Annotated in this window: 15 protein-coding genes; 4 read left to right on the top strand and 11 right to left on the bottom strand. The window is 62.9% G+C overall.

The window, feature by feature from the left end:
- Positions 1 to 97: 97 nt before the first annotated feature.
- On the bottom strand, positions 98 to 1,156 hold the full coding sequence (locus K5K89_RS27570; protein WP_371322027.1) for a haloacid dehalogenase-like hydrolase: 1,059 nt from the start codon (positions 1,154 to 1,156) through the stop codon (positions 98 to 100).
- Positions 1,157 to 1,396: 240 nt separating this feature from the next.
- On the opposite strand from K5K89_RS27570, the gene K5K89_RS27575 reads away from it, so the two are divergent.
- A complete protein-coding gene (locus K5K89_RS27575) occupies positions 1,397 to 2,788 on the top strand; it encodes an L-cystine transporter (RefSeq protein WP_071490396.1) in 1,392 nt (463 codons plus the stop codon).
- A gap of 75 nt (positions 2,789 to 2,863) precedes the next feature.
- On the opposite strand, the gene K5K89_RS27580 is transcribed toward K5K89_RS27575, so the two are convergent.
- The gene (locus tag K5K89_RS27580; RefSeq protein ID WP_071490397.1) at positions 2,864 to 3,376 is read right to left on the bottom strand and encodes a dihydrofolate reductase; all 513 of its coding nucleotides are present in this window, start codon (positions 3,374 to 3,376) and stop codon (positions 2,864 to 2,866) included.
- Positions 3,377 to 3,445: 69 nt separating this feature from the next.
- Here K5K89_RS27580 and K5K89_RS27585 point away from each other — a divergent pair, with 69 nt between their 5' ends.
- Positions 3,446 to 4,816: a DUF2868 domain-containing protein gene (locus K5K89_RS27585; RefSeq protein ID WP_222540597.1), complete on the top strand. Its 1,371-nt coding sequence runs from the start codon at positions 3,446 to 3,448 to the stop codon at positions 4,814 to 4,816.
- Positions 4,809 to 6,176 carry a DUF3482 domain-containing protein gene (locus K5K89_RS27590; RefSeq protein ID WP_222540598.1) on the top strand — a complete coding sequence of 456 codons (1,368 nt, stop codon included), beginning with the start codon at positions 4,809 to 4,811 and terminating at the stop codon, positions 6,174 to 6,176. Before K5K89_RS27585 ends, K5K89_RS27590 begins: the two co-directional genes overlap by 8 nt.
- Here K5K89_RS27590 and K5K89_RS27595 read toward each other — a convergent pair.
- The 7 genes from K5K89_RS27595 to K5K89_RS27625 all read right to left on the bottom strand — a co-directional run bounded on the left by K5K89_RS27595 (position 6,173) and on the right by K5K89_RS27625 (position 15,168).
- Positions 6,173 to 6,727 (bottom strand): phosphonate degradation HD-domain oxygenase, encoded by a 555-nt coding sequence (locus tag K5K89_RS27595; protein ID WP_222541762.1) that lies wholly within the window; start codon positions 6,725 to 6,727, stop codon positions 6,173 to 6,175. The two genes, K5K89_RS27590 and K5K89_RS27595, sit on opposite strands and share 4 nt — an antisense overlap.
- Positions 6,727 to 7,860, bottom strand: a complete 1,134-nt coding sequence (locus K5K89_RS27600; protein ID WP_222540599.1) for a TIGR03364 family FAD-dependent oxidoreductase — start codon at positions 7,858 to 7,860, stop codon at positions 6,727 to 6,729. The genes K5K89_RS27595 and K5K89_RS27600 overlap by 1 nt, the downstream gene beginning before the upstream one ends.
- Before the next feature lie 112 nt (positions 7,861 to 7,972).
- Positions 7,973 to 8,998, bottom strand: coding sequence for a putative 2-aminoethylphosphonate ABC transporter substrate-binding protein (locus K5K89_RS27605; RefSeq protein ID WP_071490401.1), 1,026 nt, complete (start codon positions 8,996 to 8,998; stop codon positions 7,973 to 7,975).
- 18 nt (positions 8,999 to 9,016) lie between these two features.
- The gene (locus tag K5K89_RS27610) at positions 9,017 to 10,723 is read right to left on the bottom strand and encodes a putative 2-aminoethylphosphonate ABC transporter permease subunit (RefSeq protein ID WP_222540600.1); all 1,707 of its coding nucleotides are present in this window, start codon (positions 10,721 to 10,723) and stop codon (positions 9,017 to 9,019) included.
- A gap of 1 nt (position 10,724) precedes the next feature.
- Positions 10,725 to 11,789 (bottom strand): putative 2-aminoethylphosphonate ABC transporter ATP-binding protein, encoded by a 1,065-nt coding sequence (locus K5K89_RS27615; RefSeq protein ID WP_222540601.1) that lies wholly within the window; start codon positions 11,787 to 11,789, stop codon positions 10,725 to 10,727.
- A gap of 246 nt (positions 11,790 to 12,035) precedes the next feature.
- Positions 12,036 to 12,899, bottom strand: coding sequence for a LysR family transcriptional regulator (locus K5K89_RS27620; RefSeq protein ID WP_071490404.1), 864 nt, complete (start codon positions 12,897 to 12,899; stop codon positions 12,036 to 12,038).
- Positions 12,900 to 12,915: 16 nt separating this feature from the next.
- Positions 12,916 to 15,168: a heavy metal translocating P-type ATPase gene (locus tag K5K89_RS27625; RefSeq protein WP_222540602.1), complete on the bottom strand. Its 2,253-nt coding sequence runs from the start codon at positions 15,166 to 15,168 to the stop codon at positions 12,916 to 12,918.
- A gap of 85 nt (positions 15,169 to 15,253) precedes the next feature.
- On the opposite strand from K5K89_RS27625, the gene cadR reads away from it, so the two are divergent.
- On the top strand, positions 15,254 to 15,694 hold the full coding sequence (gene cadR, locus K5K89_RS27630) for a Cd(II)/Pb(II)-responsive transcriptional regulator (RefSeq protein WP_071490406.1): 441 nt from the start codon (positions 15,254 to 15,256) through the stop codon (positions 15,692 to 15,694).
- Here cadR and K5K89_RS27635 read toward each other — a convergent pair whose 3' ends face one another.
- The gene (locus tag K5K89_RS27635) at positions 15,695 to 16,528 is read right to left on the bottom strand and encodes a thymidylate synthase (RefSeq protein ID WP_092241868.1); all 834 of its coding nucleotides are present in this window, start codon (positions 16,526 to 16,528) and stop codon (positions 15,695 to 15,697) included.
- 54 nt (positions 16,529 to 16,582) lie between these two features.
- A complete protein-coding gene (gene lgt / locus K5K89_RS27640; protein ID WP_071490408.1) occupies positions 16,583 to 17,395 on the bottom strand; it encodes a prolipoprotein diacylglyceryl transferase in 813 nt (270 codons plus the stop codon).
- Positions 17,396 to 17,470: the final 75 nt, after the last annotated feature.

Below are 17,470 nucleotides of genomic sequence, written 5' to 3' on the forward strand. Positions count from 1 at the left end.
CGCCAAGTGCGGGGCATTTTTTTGCCTGGCCCAAACCCCAATAACAATAGATAAAAATGTTGGAGGGGGCTTGCCCCCGATAACAAGCGCCGCGGTGTTACTGGATTTCGTCAGGCTTGACGATCACCCAGTTCTTGTCCGCCGTCACCGGCAACCCTTCCTTGGCCTGCGCCGCCGCGTGCTTGGCGATCATGCCGTTCAACTGGGTCATGTATTTGTCCTTGCGGTTGATCCACAGGTGGATACCACCCTTGGCCACGTCCACGTCGTGAAACAGCATGTAGCCATCGCTGGTCGGGGTGTCGCCACCCACCAGTACCGGCTTTTTCCATTCGTCGATGTAGGTGAGGATCGCCGCGTGCTTGCCGGCCATCCAGGTCGCCGGGGTCCACAGGTAGGGCGTGAGTTCCAGGCCCAGGTTGGCCTTTTCGTCATACTTGCCGGCGATGATCTGTTTGCGCGCGGTGGTCAGCTCGCCGGTCTTGCGGTCCTTGAGCAAGGTGGTCACGCCGATGACGTTCTCGGGCTTGACGTTGTAGCCGTACTTCGGATCGGCGGCGACCATGCGCACCAGCTCTTCGGAAGCGGCGGTCATCACATACACCTCGATGCCGTTTTCCATCAGTTTGTTGTATAGCTCGGCCTGGCCGGTGAAGACTTTCGGCGGTTGCACCTCGGACTTCTTAATGGCGTCGCCTTCGAAATAAGTGACGGGCACGGGCTTGCCGGAGGCCATCAGCTCATCGACCTGCACTTTGAGCTCCTTGAGGGTGAACCCCGAGAACACCTGGGCAACCCACGGGTAGCAGACCATGTCGTCCACTTCGCAGAGGCGATAGTAGTAGCTGAACAGACTTTCCTTATGGTCGGCGGTGTCTTTGAACGGCATAAGCTTGAGCGACGGATCAAGGCTGTCGCGGGTAATCAGGCCCTTGTTTTCCATGTAGGGCAGCAGGGACTCTTCGAGGTCGTAGCGGTAGCTGGTGTTGTCCATGTCGAACACCGCGAAATTGCCCTTGTTGGCGTTGGCGGCGATCATTTTGTTCAGTTGCTCGGCGGCCGGGGCCGGCCAGTGTTTCAACTCGGTAGCAGCCATGGTTGGCCCGGCAAGGCCCAAGCACAGTGCGGCGGCAAACAATCTCGAAGCGAGCTTCATATGCGTTTCTCCCTGAGTGAAAAACATCGACGCTAACAAATCCCTGTGACAGTTATCGCCCGAGCACGACCGCTTGCGTCGTGAACGCGCCAAGGACATGTGCCTGAGCGTCAAGGGCTTATTCCAAAAACGACAGTCACCATTCCATATCGGTATTAAATCAATATATTTCAAGCTGTTAGGCTTTCCGGTTCGCAATCGCAGGCTCGCGCGATTGGCTGCCTTCTCAACGGAGCTTCAATGAATCTGCCCCTGATTCTCAACTTACTGGTGTTCGTGGCCCTGTTGCTGGGCCTGGCACAAACCCGTCGCACAAACTGGAGCCTCGCCAAGAAGGTGCTGTTTGCCCTTGTACTCGGCGTGGTGTTCGGCACCGTGCTGCACACGGTCTACGGTGACGGTAACCCGGTACTCAAGGCCTCCATCGGCTGGTTCGACCTGGTCGGCAACGGTTATGTGCAACTGCTGCAAATGATCGTGATCCCGCTGGTATTCGCGTCGATCCTCAGCGCCGTGGCACGCCTGCACAACGCCTCGTCCCTGGGCAAGATCAGCTTCCTGACCATCGGCACGCTGCTGTTCACCACAGCGATTGCGGCGCTGATCGGCATCGCCCTGACCAACCTGTTCGGCCTCACCGCCGAAGGCCTGGTGGCCGGCACCCAGGAAATGGCGCGCCTGCAAGTGATCCAGAGCGATTACGCGGGCAAGGTCGCCGATCTGAATATCCCGCAACTGCTGCTGTCGTTCGTGCCGGCCAACCCGTTCGCCGACCTGGCCCGGGCCAAGCCGACCTCGATCATCAGCGTGGTGATTTTCGCCGCATTCCTGGGGGTTGCCGCGCTGCAACTGCTCAAGGATGACGTGGAAAAGGGCCAGAAAGTCCTCAACGCCATCGACACCCTGCAAGCCTGGGTGATGCGCCTGGTGCGCCTGGTGATGAAGCTGACGCCGTATGGCGTATTGGCGCTGATGACCAAAGTGGTCGCCGGCTCCAACCTGCAAGACATCATCAAGCTCGGCAGTTTCGTGGTGGTGTCGTACCTGGCCCTGGGCCTGATGTTCGTGGTGCACGGCCTGCTGCTGTCCCTGGCCGGGATCAACCCGCTGCGCTTCTTCCGCAAGGTGTGGCCGGTGCTGACCTTTGCCTTCACCAGCCGCTCCAGCGCGGCGGCGATCCCGCTGAGCATTGAAGCGCAGACCCGTCGCCTGGGCATCCCGCAATCCATCGCTGGGTTTGCCGCCTCGTTCGGCGCGACCATCGGCCAGAACGGTTGCGCCGGCCTCTACCCGGCGATGTTGGCGGTGATGGTCGCGCCGACCGTGGGCATCAACCCGCTGGACCCGCTGTGGATCGCGACCCTGGTGGCGATTGTGACCCTGAGTTCGGCCGGTGTGGCCGGCGTGGGCGGCGGTGCGACCTTCGCCGCGCTGATCGTGCTGCCGGCCATGGGCTTGCCGGTGTCACTGGTGGCGCTGCTGATTTCCGTGGAGCCGCTGATCGACATGGGCCGTACGGCGTTGAACGTGAATGGCTCGATGACGGCGGGGGCGATTACCAGCCAGGTCATGGGGCAGACGGACAAGGCGTTGTTGAATGCGGATGAGCATGCGGAATTAGCGCAAGCCTGATAGATAGCAATCGGGGGCAAGCCCCCTCCCACACTTGACGGTCAAGATGTGGGAGGGGGCTTGCCCCCGATGCTTTTAGGCTTTTTCCCAGACTTCAAAGTTGTAAGCAGGCTTATCACCTTCAGCTGGATTCTCCAGATTGGAAACCAACTGCCACTGGCCCCGATCAAACTCCGGAAACCACGCATCCCCCTCCGGGCTCAACGCCACCCGCGTCAAATACAGGCGATCCGCCTGCTCCAGCCCCTGCGCATACAACTGCGCGCCGCCGATCAGCATCAGCTCGTCAACGCCTTGCGCCTTTGCCCATTCCTCAGCGCGTTCCACCGCGGCCTCCAGAGACGGAAAAACTTCCGCACCTTCCAGCGCCAGATCGGTCTGACGGCTGACCACGATGTTCAAGCGCCCCGGCAGCGGTCGGCCCAGGGAGTCCCAGGTCTTGCGCCCCATGATGATCGGCTTGCCGAGCGTGGTGGCCTTGAAATATTTGAAATCCCCCGGCAAATGCCAGGGCATGCTGTTGTCGACGCCGATCACACGGTTTTCACCGAGGGCTGCGATCAGGCTTAAAGGGAGAGTTTTTTTCATGGCGACGAGAATACCAGAGCCCCGAGCCAGGGGTTATGCTCCAGGCTCACAAACACGACAGGACAACGCGTGACTCCTTTGCACACACTCTGGCTGACAGAAACCGTGCGCCTGCGCGAAGAACACGCCGGCCCTCTGGAAGACCTGGAAGCCAACCGCCTGGCCCGGACCGCCGGTGGCGACCTGCCGACGCGCATCCAGCACCGCGCCCTGCACCTGGCCGAGCGCGATGGGCTCACGACCGCCCTCACCCGCTGGTTGAAAGGCGCACGTCTGGCGCTGGTGCTGCTGGCGGTCGTCGCGGTGATCAGCGGCGCGGGCCTGGCCTTTGCCGCGCTGGGCAACGGCCTGGTCCCGGTGAATGTGTTCTGGGCCTTGGGCAGCTTGCTCGGCTTGAACCTGATCCTGCTGATCAGTTGGGCCTTGGGCCTGCTGTTTGCCGGTGAACACAGCGCCAGCCTGGGGCGACTGTGGTTATGGCTCAGCGAAAAACTCGCCCGTGACGCGAAGGCTGCGCAGTTGGCGCCCGCACTGCTGCTATTGCTGCAACGGCAGAAACTCAATCGCTGGGCCGTAGGTGTGCTGGTCAATAGCCTGTGGTTGCTGGCGTTGCTCAGCGCCCTGGTGATTCTGCTGACACTGCTCGCCACCCGCCGCTACGGCTTCGTGTGGGAAACCACCATTCTCGGCGCCGACACCTTCGTCGCCGTCACCCAGGCCCTCGGCACCCTGCCCGCCCTGCTGGGCTTCAATGTGCCGACCGTCGAGATGATCCGCGCCAGCGGCGATTCCGCGCTGAATATCGAAAGCGCCCGCCAGGCCTGGGCCGCGTGGCTGGTGGGCGTGCTGCTGGTCTATGGCCTGCTGCCCAGGTTGATCCTTGCCCTGCTTTGCCTGTGGCGCTGGAAACGTGGACGCGCCGCCCTGCGCCTGGACCTCAACCTGCCCGGCTACAGCCAATTGCGCGAGCGCCTGATGCCGAGCAGTGAGCGCCTCGGGGTCAACGATGCCGCCCCCGAACAACTGCATCACGTCAGCGGCGGCGTCAGCGAACTGCAAAGCGACGGCGCGCTGCTGGTGGCCATCGAGCTGGACGACCAGCGCCCCTGGCCGCCCAAACTGCCGCACAACGTGAAGAACGCCGGGATCCTCGACAGCCGCGAATCGCGCAACAAACTGCTGGAACAACTCACGCGCTTCCCGCCCGCACGCCTGGCCATCGCCTGCGACCCGCGCCGCTCGCCGGATCGCGGCAGCCTGGCGCTGATCGCCGAACTCGCCCGCAGCGCCACCGCCACCCGCGTGTGGCTGCTGCAAGCGCCGCCCGGCCAGGCCCTCGACGCCGAGCGCCTGGGCGACTGGCACACCGCGCTGCAACAGCTTGAATTGCCCTTTGCCGACTGCGCACCGCTGAACTGGCTGGAGACCGGTCATGACTAAGCCCCTGAAACTCGCCGTGGTTGGCCACACCAATGTCGGCAAGACGTCGCTGCTGCGCACCCTTACGCGAGATGTGGGCTTCGGCGAAGTGTCCCATCGTCCCAGTACCACACGGCATGTGGAAGGCGCACGCTTGTCGGTCGACGGCGAAGCCCTGCTGGAGCTGTACGACACCCCCGGCCTGGAAGACGCCATCGCCCTGCTCGATTACCTGGAGCGCCTGGATCGCCCCGGCGAACGCCTCGACGGCCCGGCCCGCCTGGCGCGGTTCCTGGAAGGCAGCGAAGCGCGCCAGCGTTTCGAACAGGAAGCCAAGGTGCTGCGCCAACTGCTGGCCTCCGACGCCGGCCTGTATGTGATCGACGCCCGCGAGCCGGTACTGGCCAAGTACCGCGACGAGCTGCAAGTGCTGGCCAGTTGCGGCAAGCCGTTGCTGCCGGTGCTCAACTTTGTCAGCAGCAGCGACCACCGCGAGCCGGACTGGCGCGAAGCCCTGGCCCGGCTTGGCCTGCACGCGCTGGTGCGCTTCGACAGCGTGGCACCGCCGGAAGACGGCGAGCGGCGCCTGTATGAAAGCCTCGCCCTGCTGCTGGAAAACGCACGGCCGCAATTGGAACGGCTGATCCTGGATCAAGAGGCGCAGCGTCAGGCCCGTCAGCAAAGCGCCGCCCGGCTGATCGCCGAACTGCTGATCGACTGCGCCGCCTGCCGCCGTAGCGTGGTCACCGAAGATGAACAACACGCCATCGGCGACCTGCGCAAAGCCGTGCGCCAACGCGAACAAAAGTGTGTGGAAGCGCTGCTCAAGCTGTTCGGCTTCCGCCCGCAGGATGCCGCCGCCAGTGACCTGCCGCTGCTGGACGGGCGCTGGGGCGACGACCTGTTCAACCCGGAAACTCTCAAGCAACTCGGCGTGCGCGTCGGTGGCGGGATCGCCGCAGGCGCAGCGGCGGGTGCCGGTGTGGATCTGTTGGTCGGCGGCCTGACCTTGGGCGCCGCCGCCCTGGCCGGCGCCATTGCCGGTGGCGCGCTGCAAACCGCACGCAGCTATGGCAGCCGGCTGCTGGGCAAGATCAAAGGCCAGCGCGAGCTGACCGTGGACGACAGCGTATTGCGCCTGCTCGCCCTGCGCCAACGCCAGTTGCTCAAGGCCCTGGACCTGCGCGGCCATGCGGCGATGCACAGCATCAAGGTCGACACGCCCCAGGACAAGACCTGGCGCGAGGGCAAGTTGCCGGATGCATTGCACAAAGCCCGCGCCCACCCGCAGTGGTCGTCGCTCAACCCTCACCCCAGGCTCAGCCAGGCCGAGCGCCAGGAACAGATCGAAGCACTGGCCCGGCGCCTCGACGAAACCTAAGCCGCCAGCACCTGCCGCGCCTTTGCCTTGAGCACTTCAAGGTCGAGCACCGGCACGTGCATTGCCTTGGCCTGTTCGTCCCAATGGCGCATGCGCAGGCTGATCTCGCAGAGCGGGTCTTGCTCAAACGCCTGGGCTTCTTCTTGCGTCATCACACCGCCTTGATACCCGAGCGTACGATGACTGGCTTCGCTCAGGCGGGCGTAATAGCCCGGCTGGCTGAAGGTCAGGTAGCGCTTGGCTTGCACGTGATACTCCACCAGTTTGGCCATGCGCTCGCTGAAGCCTGCACGACGCAAGTAATCGGCGCCGAGCCGCTCATGACTGACCACGCCATAGCCGCCCATGTTTTCGCCGCCCTCGCCGCACAAGTGCCCGATATCGTGGAAAAACGCCGCCAGCACCACTTCATCATCGAAGCCTTCGGCCATGGCCAACTGTGCAGCCTGGGACATGTGCTCGATCTGCGACACCGGCTCGCCGATGTAATCCGCCGTGCCGTGCTGTTCGTACAAGCCGAAGACTTCGGCGATGGTCTGTTCCGGGTTGATCACGCCGCCCCCCACAAGGTTGTGATATTTCGCTCAGCCATTGCCGGCCCCACGCTCATGCCCACACCGGTGTGCATCAACGCCGCGCTCACACCCGGCGCCGCCCGCAGGAACGAAAACGGCGCCGGCCCGCGTGAGCCGTACACGCCCTGCCAGCGCTCCACGACCTGGATCTTGCAGCCCAGGGTCTGCTCGGCCAGCGCGATCATCCAGTCATCGACCTGCTCGGCATTGAACGGCGATGCATCGCTGCCGTAGTCATGGGAGTCACCGATGATCAGTTCGCCATGGGGCGTCGGGCTGATCAGCAAATGGATACCGTGCTCATGCAGGTGCGGTGCCTCCCGCAGGATTTGCGCCTGCACCGGCGCGGCTTCCGGCAGGTCGGCAAAGGCGCCGTAATGCACGCAGCTCAAGCCGGTGAGCAACGCGTGTTGCAGGTTCAGGTTCACCGCTGGCCGCGCGCGCAGCATTTGCAGGCGGCAGATGCTCGGGTTGAGTTCGGTCATCGCTTCGGCCAGCAGGGTCTGGTAGTCGTGGCCGGAGCACACGATGATCTGTTCAGCGCGAAAGCTGCCTGCCGTGCTGTGCAACTGGCCCGGTTCGACGTCGCGCACCAGCGTAGAGAAGTAGAACTGCACCTTCAGCTCTTGCGCCAGGTAGTTGATCAGCGCAGGGATCGCTTCGCGCGAATACAGTTGCTGATCGTCCTTGCCATGCAGCGCAGCGCGGTGATGGCGGAACTGGCCGCCGTACAGGTCTTTCATCGCTGCGCCTTGCAGCAGGTCGACGTTGTAGCCGTGTTCCTGCGCACGGCCAGCGCAGAACGCTTCCAGCAGATGCTCTTCGGCTTCGGTGCGGGCGAACAGGTAGGCGCCGTTGCGCTTGAGTTGCAGCCCGGCGACCTGCGCCCAATGGCCCCAGATCTCACGGCTTTCGCGTGCCAGGTCGAGCATCGGCCCCGGTGGTTGGCCGGTCACCAGCGCCTGGCCGAAGTTGCGCACCGAAGCGCCCAAGGGCGTGGCGCTGCGTTCGAACACCTTGACCTTGAGGCCGCGTTTGGCGGCGGCGTAGGCGTGGGACAGGCCGAGGATGCCGGCGCCGATGATCAGCAGGTCGCTGTGGTGTGTCATATCGTGATGTCCTGTTTTGCAGACCGCCATCGGGGGCAAGCCCCCTCCCACAGTTCGATTAGTGTGGGAGGGGGCTTGCCCCCGATGAGGCCAGTAGCCCCAACGAAAAACCTTACTGCCCTGCCACTTTCTCCGACTTGCCGTCATAGCGCTTGCGCCACTCGGTCAAGATGCTGTCGCGGTTCTTCGACGCCCAGGCAAAGTCGTTCTTGATCAAACGCTGCTCGTAGTCGGCCGGCAATTCGGTCTGCGGCTTGGCGATACCCGGCTGGGCGAGCACGGCAAAGTTGTCCTTGTACAGCTCCATGGCCGCCGGGCTGGCGGAGAAGTCGGCGAGTTTCTGCGCGGCGTCCTTGTGCGCGGTGCCTTTGATCACCGCGGTGGCTTCGATGTCCCAGCCCAGGCCTTCCTTCGGCAGGATGATGTCCAACGGCGCGCCCTGGCGTTTCAGCTGTACCGCCGGGTATTCAAACGAAATGCCGATCGGGAATTCACCGGAAGCCGCCAGCTTGCACGGCTTGGACCCGGAGTGAACGTACTGGCCGATGTTCTGGTGCAGGTCGTCCATGTACTGCCAGCCTTGCTTGTCGCCGAAGGTCTGCAGCCAGGCGCTGACGTCAAGGAAACCGGTGCCGGACGAGGCCGGGTTGGGCATGACGATCTTGCCCTTGTACTCAGGCTTGGTCAGGTCCTGCCAGCTCACCGGCTTGGTCAGGCCCTGTTTCTCGGCTTCAACGGTGTTGAAGCAGATGGTCGCCGCCCACACGTCCATGCCGACCCACGCCGGTGGGTTGGCGGCATCGCGATAGTTCTTGCCGATCTTGTCCAGGTCCTTGGGCGCGTAGTTGTCCAGCATGCCTTGCTGGTCGAGGATCGCCAGGCTGGAGGCGGCCAGGCCCCACACTGCGTCGGCTTGCGGGCGGTCTTTCTCGGCCAGCAGCTTGGCGGTGATGATGCCGGTGGAATCACGCACCCATTTGATCTCGACGTCGGGGTTAGCCTGTTCGAAGGCCTTTTTGTAGGTCTTCAATTGCTCGGCTTCGAGGGCCGTGTACACGGTCAATTCGGTTTTTGCGGCAAAGGCATTCACGCTGAATGCCGTGAGTACCGCCGCGACCAGCGCCAGGGGCTTGAACATGGAACACCTCCTTCAGGATTATTGCCCGGGCGCGGTCTGGCGCCAGGCTTGGGAGCGGCGCAACGCGCCACGTGAAGCCCACGCCAGCAGCAGCGAAACGCCGGCCGAAGTGAACAGGATCAGGGTCGACATGGCCGCCGCACCGCCCACGTTGCCGGCGTCGTCCATGTTCAGCACGGCGACAGCGGCGAGGATGGTGTCGGGGCTGTAGAGGAAGATCGCGGCGGACACGGTGGTCATCGCCGACACAAACAGATAGCGCACGATGTCCAGCAGCGCCGGCAGGCAGATCGGCACCGTCACCTTCAAGTAATGCCGGTACAGCGGCGCTTTGAGGGACAGCGCGGCGGCTTCGAACTCGGCGTCGAGCTGGCGCAGTGCGGTGGTCGCGGTCATCTGTGCAGTGGTCAAATAATGCGCAATGGTGCACACCACCAGCAGGGTCATGGTTCCGTAGAACACATGCAGCGGATTGCCGTTGAGGTTGAAAAAGAACACGTAGCCCAGGCCCAGCACCAGGCCCGGCACGGCCATCGGCACGAAGCTGAGCATGCGCAGGGCCAGGTTGAGGCCCTTCTGGCCCTTGGTTTTTTCCATCAGGTAGGCGCCGGTGAAGATCAGCACGCTGCCGATCAACGCGGTGCACAGGGCCAGGGTCAGGCTGTTGCGGTAAGCCAGCCAACCGCCGCCGGCTGTGTCCTCGAACTGGTAATGGTTGAGGGACAGCGACAGGTTGTACGGCCAGAATTTCACCAGCGAGGAATACACCGCCATGCCAAACACCAACAGCAATACCGCGCAGATCAGCAGCACGATGGCCAGGTAGCAGGCGTCTCGCAAGGCCGATGGCACCGGTTGAAACACTTGCGCACGGCCGCTCATCGAGTCGCCGTGACGGCGGCGCAGCCAGGCATCCACCCCAAAGCTGAACAACGCCGGCAGCAGCAACACCATGCCGATCAGCGCACCGCGCCCGAACTGCTGCTGGCCGACCACCGCCTTGTACGCCTCCAGGGCCAGCACCTGATAATCGCCACCCACCACCACGGGCACACCAAAGTCAGTGATGGTCAGGGTGAACACCAGGCAAAACGCGGCGAACACCGCCTGGCGCGTGGCCGGCCAGGTGATGCTGCGAAACGCCCGGGCCGGGCTGGCACCCATGCTGGAGGCGGCATCGAACAAGCGTGCATCCGCCAGGGACAGCGCCGACAGCAGAATCATCAAGGCATGTGGGAAGGTGTAGATCACCTCCCCCAGCACAATGCCCCAGAAACCGTAGATGTTCTCCGAAAGCAGCCCGCGCAGCATGCCCTGGTTGCCAAACAGATAGACCAGCGCAATGCCCGGCAGCATCGACGGCGCCATCAGCGGCAGCAGTGACATACCGCGCCAGATCGCCTTGCCGGGAATCAAGGTGCGTTGCAGGGCGTAGGCAAACAGGTAAGCCAGCGGTACGACGATGGCCGCCACGCTCAGGGACACTTTCAGGCTATTGCCCAGCAGCCAATGGAAGTTGGCGCTGGTCACCAGCTCCCGCGCCGCCACCAGGCCACCGCCCTGCCCGGCCTCGCTGCTGAAACCGCGCCAGAAGATCGCCAGCAACGGCATCAATACAGCGATACCCAACAGCAACAGCCACAGCAGTTTGCCGCCGACGACGAAAACTCTGTCGCCGGTTTCGGCGCGCGAAACCTGGCGTGGCAGTGTCATCACAGCAGCCATCTCAGGCAAACACCTGCAGGCTGCGCGGCGGCAAGGCCACCCAGATGTGCTGTGCCCCCAGGCGCGGCATGGCTTCCGGGGCCAGTTCGGCGAGCAGCGGGTGGCCGGGCAATTGCTCCAGCTCAAAGCTCATGCGGCAGCGGTTGCCAAGGAAGGTGATCTCGCGCACCTTGGCCGGGAACAGGTTTTCTTCATGCACCGGCGGGTTGACGCTGATCGCCTCCGGGCGACAGAACAGGCGCCCGGACTTGGCCATGCCGGCATCGTCGGCCAGGCGCATGTTCATCCCGCCGACCTGGGCGTGACTGGCACTGTTGCGGCTGAACGGCAGCCAATTGCCCTGGCCGACAAACTCCGCCACGAACGGCGTGGCCGGACGGTCGTAGACCTCCTGGGGCGTGGCGTATTGCTCGACCTTGCCGTTGTTCATCACGGCGATACGGTCGGCCATCAGCATCGCTTCATCCTGGTTGTGGGTGACCATCAACGTAGTGATGCCCAGGCGCCGTTGCAGTTGGCGCAGCTCGGTGCACAGATGCTCACGCACGCGGGCGTCGAGGGCCGACATCGGTTCATCCAGCAACAACAACGAAGGCGCGGGCGCCAAGGCACGCGCCAAAGCGACGCGTTGCTGCTGGCCACCGGACAGCTGGCCGGGGTATTTCTTTTCGCTACCGACCAGGCCGACCAGTTCGAGCATCTGGCCAACACGCTGGCGCACTTCATCGCGACCACTGCCGGTGAGGCCGTAGCCGATGTTCGCTTCAACGGTGAGGTTGGGAAACAACGCGTAGGACTGGAACAGGATGCCGTAGTCCCGCGCCTGGGGCGGCAGCAGGGAAACATCGCGGTCGCCCAGGTAAAGCTCGCCGCTGTCCTGGCGTTCCAGGCCGGCGATACAGCGCAGCAAGGTGGTCTTGCCGCAACCGGACGGGCCCAGCAGGCACACCAGCTCGCCAGCGGCGACGTCCAGGGACACGTTGTCCAGCGCGGTAAAGGCGCCGAAGCGTTTCTGGATACCCCGCACCCTCATGGGCGCGCCGGGTTGGGTCAGGGCTGTGTTCATGCAAGGCACCTCATCGAACGGATGAGGGCCATGCTAGGGTGGCAATGCGTCCCTGATGTGGCAGAAAGGCAAAACGCGGCGATAGTGGTATTGGTGGATTTGGGTAGGGCTCTCAGTGCTGAGTGCCTGGTCTATCGCTATCGGGGGCAAGCCCCCTCCCACATTAGACCCCGTTCTCATGTTGGAACTCGGTCAAGTGTGGGAGGGGGCTTGCCCCCGATTGGCCCTCAAGGCGATCACCACGCTTCAGAGCGGCGACATTTCCTGCGCCAACCCCAGAAAAGCCGCCGGCAGGCGAGCACTTTTCCGTTCTTTGAGGCAGTACAGATACTCAGGAATCTGCGGCGCATTCTCGATGGTCAGCACGCGCAATTGCGGGTCATGGGGCACTTCCTGGCGGGCAATGATGCTGATGCCGATGTTGCGCAGCACCGCTTCACGAATCGACTCGCGGCTGCCGATTTCCAGCAGCGGTCCAAAGCTCACACCTGCGCTCTGCAACAGTTCTTCGGTCAAACGTCGCGTGGTAGAGCCCGCTTCACGCATCAACAGCGTGTGCCCGGCCAATGCGTTGAGCGGTACATGGTCGAGCTTGGCCAACGGATGGTTGCGGTGCACCGCCAACACCAGGGGATCGGTGCCCAGTACGCGGCGAATCAGGCGTGGGTCTTCGAGCAGTTGCGAGGAGGCGGCAACGTCGACGCGGTAATCGTCCAGCGCTTCGAGCACCTGCTGGGAGTTGCCGATTTCCACCGACACTTCCACCTGCGGCAGGCGTTCGCGAAAGGCTTTGACCAGGTCGAGGATGTAGTACGGCGCCGTCGCGGCAATCCTCAGTGCGCCTTGGACCTGGCCGTTGTTGCGCAGGAAAAACTCGATATCCGCTTCCTGCTGCAACAGCGCCTTGACCATCGGCAGCAGCCGCGCGCCCTCGTCGCTGACGGTGAGGCGACGCCCGCCACGGTAGAACAATTCAATGCCGTATTGGCTTTCCAGATTGCGGATCTGGGTGGTGACCGTGGGTTGGCTCAGGCCGAGTTTTTTCGCCGCCTGGGTAATGCTGCCCAGGCGGGCGACCATATAAAACGCCTTCAACTCGGCACTCAGCACACCACCCTCTCATCGTCTATTTGCGCAACAGGCGCAGGCCATTGAACACCACCAGCAAGCTCACGCCCATGTCGGCGAACACCGCCATCCACATCGTGGCCATGCCCAGGAAGGTGACCGCGAGGAAGATCGCCTTGATCACCAGCGCCAGGGCGATGTTCTGCTTGAGGATACTCGACGTTTGCCGCGACAGACGAATGAAAGCCGGAATCTTGCGCAGGTCATCGTCCATCAAGGCCACATCAGCGGTCTCGATGGCCGTGTCGGTACCCGCTGCAGCCATGGCAAAGCCGATCTCGGCGCGGGCCAGGGCCGGGGCGTCGTTGATGCCGTCGCCGACCATGCCCACGCGGTGGCCTTGGCCGTAGAGGGTTTCGATGGCTTGCAGCTTGTCGGTCGGCAACAGGTCGCCCTGGGCCTGGTCGATGCCAACCTGGGCGGCAATCGCCTGGGCGGTATGGGTGTTGTCACCGGTAAGCATCAGAGTCTTGATGCCCAGTTCGTGCAACTGCTGGATGGCTTCGCGGCTGCTGTCCTTGACCGTGTCGGCCACGGCGAACAGCGCCAGTGGGCCGGACTTGTCGAGCAGCAGCACCACGGACTTACCTTGCTTCTCCAGGGCGAAGAGTTTTTCTTCCAGCTCCGGCGAGCACAGGCCCAGGTCTTCCACCAGGCGGTGGTTGCCCAAATGGTAGGTTTCGCCGTTGATCTCGCCGCGCACGCCGCGACCGGCCAGGGCGGCGAAGTTATCCACAATGTGGGTAGGCAGATTTTTATCCACAGCCGCATTGGCGATCGCCAGCGACACCGGGTGATCGGAACGCCCAGCCAGGCTGGCGGCCAATGCCGGTGCGCTGTCTTCGACGTTGGGGAACAGCGCCAGGTAATCGGTTTGCACCGGTTTGCCGTGGGTAATGGTGCCGGTCTTGTCGAGGGCCAGGTAGTCGAGCTTGTAACCGCCCTCCAAGTACACGCCGCCCTTGATCAGGATGCCTTTGCGCGCTGCCGCCGCGAGGCCGCTGACGATAGTCACCGGGGTGGAAATCACCAGTGCACACGGGCAGGCGACCACCAGCAGCACCAGGGCGCGGTAGATCCAGTCGAACCAGGCACCGGCCATGAACAACGGCGGGATCACCGCCACGCCCAGGGCAAACAGGAACACCGCCGGGGTGTAGATTTTCGAGAAGCTGTCGACGAAGCGCTGGGTCGGTGCCCGTGCGCCCTGGGCCTGCTCCACCGCGTGAATGATGCGCGCCAGGGTGGAGTTGTTGGCGGCGGCAGTGACTTTATATTCCAGGGAACCGGCCTGGTTGATGGTGCCGGCGAAGACTTTGTCGCCCACGGTCTTTTCAATCGGCAGGCTTTCACCGGTGATCGGCGCCTGATCGATCGTGGATTGGCCAGCGGTGACTTCGCCATCCAGGCCGATACGCTCGCCAGGCTTTACCCGCACGATGGCGCCAAGATCGATACTCTTGACCTCTTGTTCAGCCCAAGACCCATCAGCCTGCTGCACGGTGGCCTGCTCGGGCGTCATCTGCATCAAGCCGCTGATGGCATTGCGCGCACGGTCCAGGGATTTGGCTTCGATCAACTCGGCCACGGTGAACAGGAACATCACCATCGCCGCTTCCGGCCACTGGCCGATCAGGATCGCGCCGGTTACCGCGATGCTCATCAGGGCATTGATGTTCAGGTTGAGGTTTTTCAGGGCAATCCAGCCCTTCTTATAGGTGGTGAGCCCGCCACTGAGGATCGACAACAGCGCCACGATGGCAATCACCCAGGTCGGCGCGGCGCTGGTGAAGTGCAGCACTTCGGCGCCCAACGCGCCGATGCCGGACAACGCCAGCGGCCACCAGTGTTTCTTGGCGGGCGGTTCGGCGGCGGGTGTGCCTTCTTCGACGGGATCGGCCTGCATGCCCAGGGACTTGATGGCGTCGATGATCGGCGCGGTCGTCGGCAGATCGTGGGTGACACCGAGGATGCGGTTGATCAGGTTGAATTCCAGTTGCTGCACACCCGCAAGCTTGCCCAGTTTGTTCTGGATCAGCGTCTGCTCGGTGGGGCAGTCCATGGCTTCGATGCGAAAGGTGCTCAGCCGCGAGCCGGCGGTGGGCGCTTCGCTCAATTGCACCAACGCCGGGGCCGGGGTGCCGGAACAGCAGGCGCCGCCGTGGCCATGGTCATGCACAGGCGTGAGTTTTTTCGGGCCATGATCGTGATCATGATCGTGTTTATGCGGGGTGTGGATGGAATCGCTCATTCTGTCGCGTCCGTAAAGGTGCCTGTTGCCAAGTAAAGACCCTGTAGCCACTATAGGGTCAAGCACCCATTTGGAGATTGTTGCGATGAAGATCGGCGAACTGGCCAAACTGACCGACTGCCCGGTGGAAACCATCCGTTACTACGAGAAGGAAGGCCTGCTGCCGCCGCCGGCGCGCACCGACGCCAACTACCGCGTATACACCCAGGCACACACCGAGCGGTTGGTGTTTATCCGCAATTGCCGCAGCCTGGACATGACCCTGGAAGAAATCCGCAGCCTGCTGGGGCTACGGGACAGCCCTCAGGACCAGTGCGAAAGCGTGAATGCGCTGATCGACGAGCATATCCACCACGTGAAAGCGCGGATCGATGGGCTGTTGGCGTTGCAGGAGCAATTGCTGGACCTGCGCCAGCGCTGTGGCGGCGGGAATCAGTGCGGGATTCTGCAGCGGCTGGAAGTCAGCGGGAGTGTGCTGGCCAGTGAGGCTGAGCCCTCACATGTAGGGCGCAGCCATGGGCATTGATCAGATAGCCACGTCGGCCTTGATGCTTGGGTCGGCGTCGTAGCCCACGATCTCGAAGTCTTCGAACTTATAGTCGTAGATCGACGCAGGTTTGCGCTTGATCACCAGTTCCGGCAGCTTCTTCGGCGTGCGCGCCAGCTGGGTGCGGATCTGGTCCATGTGGTTGCTGTAGGCGTGGGTGTCGCCGGTGGTGACGATGATCTCATGGGGGATCAGGTCGCACTGCTGGGCCAGCATATGGGTGAGCAAGGCCAGCGCGGCGGTGTTGTACGGCAGGCCGAGGAAGACGTCGGAGCTGCGGATATACAACTGCATCGACAGGTGACCATCATGCACGAACGCCTGGTACAGCAGGTGGCACGGTGGCAGGGCTTGTTTGCCGTTGCGGGCGTTTTCCTGGGGGCTCTTGGTTTCGTCCGGCAGGTACTCGACGTTCCAGCCGTGGAACAGGATGCGGCGGCTGTTGGGGTTGGTCTTGAGGGTGTGGACCATGTAGTCGATCTGGTTGATCGTGCCGCCGTCCTTGGTTGGCCAGGCGGTCCACTGTTCGCCGTACACCGGGCCCAGATCGCCATCTTCGGTGGCCCATTCGTCCCAGATGCGCACGCCGTTTTCGTTCAGCCACTTGATGTTGGTGTTGCCGCTCAACATCCAGATCAGTTCATTGGCAATGCTTTTGAAGTGAAGCTTCTTGGTGGTCAGCAGCGGGAAGCCGTCGGCCAGGTTATGCCGATACTGACGGGCAAACACGGCTTTGGTGCCGGTACCGGTGCGATCGCCCTTGGTCAGTCCATTGGTCACGACGTCGTTCAGTAGCTCGAGATATTGCTTCATGTTGGTACCCGTATCGTTGAAGCCCAGGCCAGATAAAGACCTGGGCATTCGAATTTAAAGCGCGGTGTTCTTCAGAGGTTGCGGGCGGTTGTACGCCCACCACAGCAGGCCCAGGCCACCGATGATCATCGGCAGGCTGAGGATCTGGCCCATGGTCACCCAACCGAACGCCAGGTAGCCCAGTTGCGCATCCGGCACACGCACGAACTCGACGATAAAGCGGAAGATCCCATAGAACAGCGCGAACATGCCGGAAACCGCCATGGTCGGGCGCGGTTTGCGCGAAAAGATGTACAGGATAAGGAACAGCGCCACGCCTTCCAACGCAAACTGGTAGAGCTGCGACGGGTGGCGCGGCAGTTGCGCCGGATCGCTGAACGGCGGGAACACCATGGCCCACGGCACGTCGGTCGGCTTGCCCCACAACTCGGCGTTGATGAAGTTGCCGATACGCCCGGCGCCCAGGCCGATCGGCACCATCGGCGCGACGAAGTCCATCAGTTGGAAGAACGACTTGCCGTTGCGGCGACCGAACCACCAGGCAGCGATCATCACACCGATAAAGCCGCCGTGGAACGCCATGCCGCCTTTCCATACTTCGAAGATCAATGTCGGGTTGGCGATGTACGCGGACAGATCATAGAACAGCACGTAGCCGAGTCGCCCGCCGACAATCACCCCCATCGACAGCCAGAAGACCATGTCGGAGAGTTTCTCCTTGGTCCAGGTCGGGTCGAACCGGTTCAGGCGTCGGGAGGCCAGAAACCAGGCACCGCCGATGCCGATCAGGTACATCAACCCGTACCAGTGGATTTTCAGCGGACCGATGGCCAGGGCCACCGGGTCGATCTGCGGGTAAGGCAGCATTGCGACTCCTCGTTAAATCATTCGTTAGGCGTGCGGACCATGCCGGGCCGCGATTAAGCCTGCATTACTCAAGTT

It is taken from the genome of Pseudomonas sp. DR208 (assembly GCF_019823005.1).
Taxonomy (GTDB): Bacteria; Pseudomonadota; Gammaproteobacteria; order Pseudomonadales; family Pseudomonadaceae; genus Aquipseudomonas; species Aquipseudomonas extremorientalis.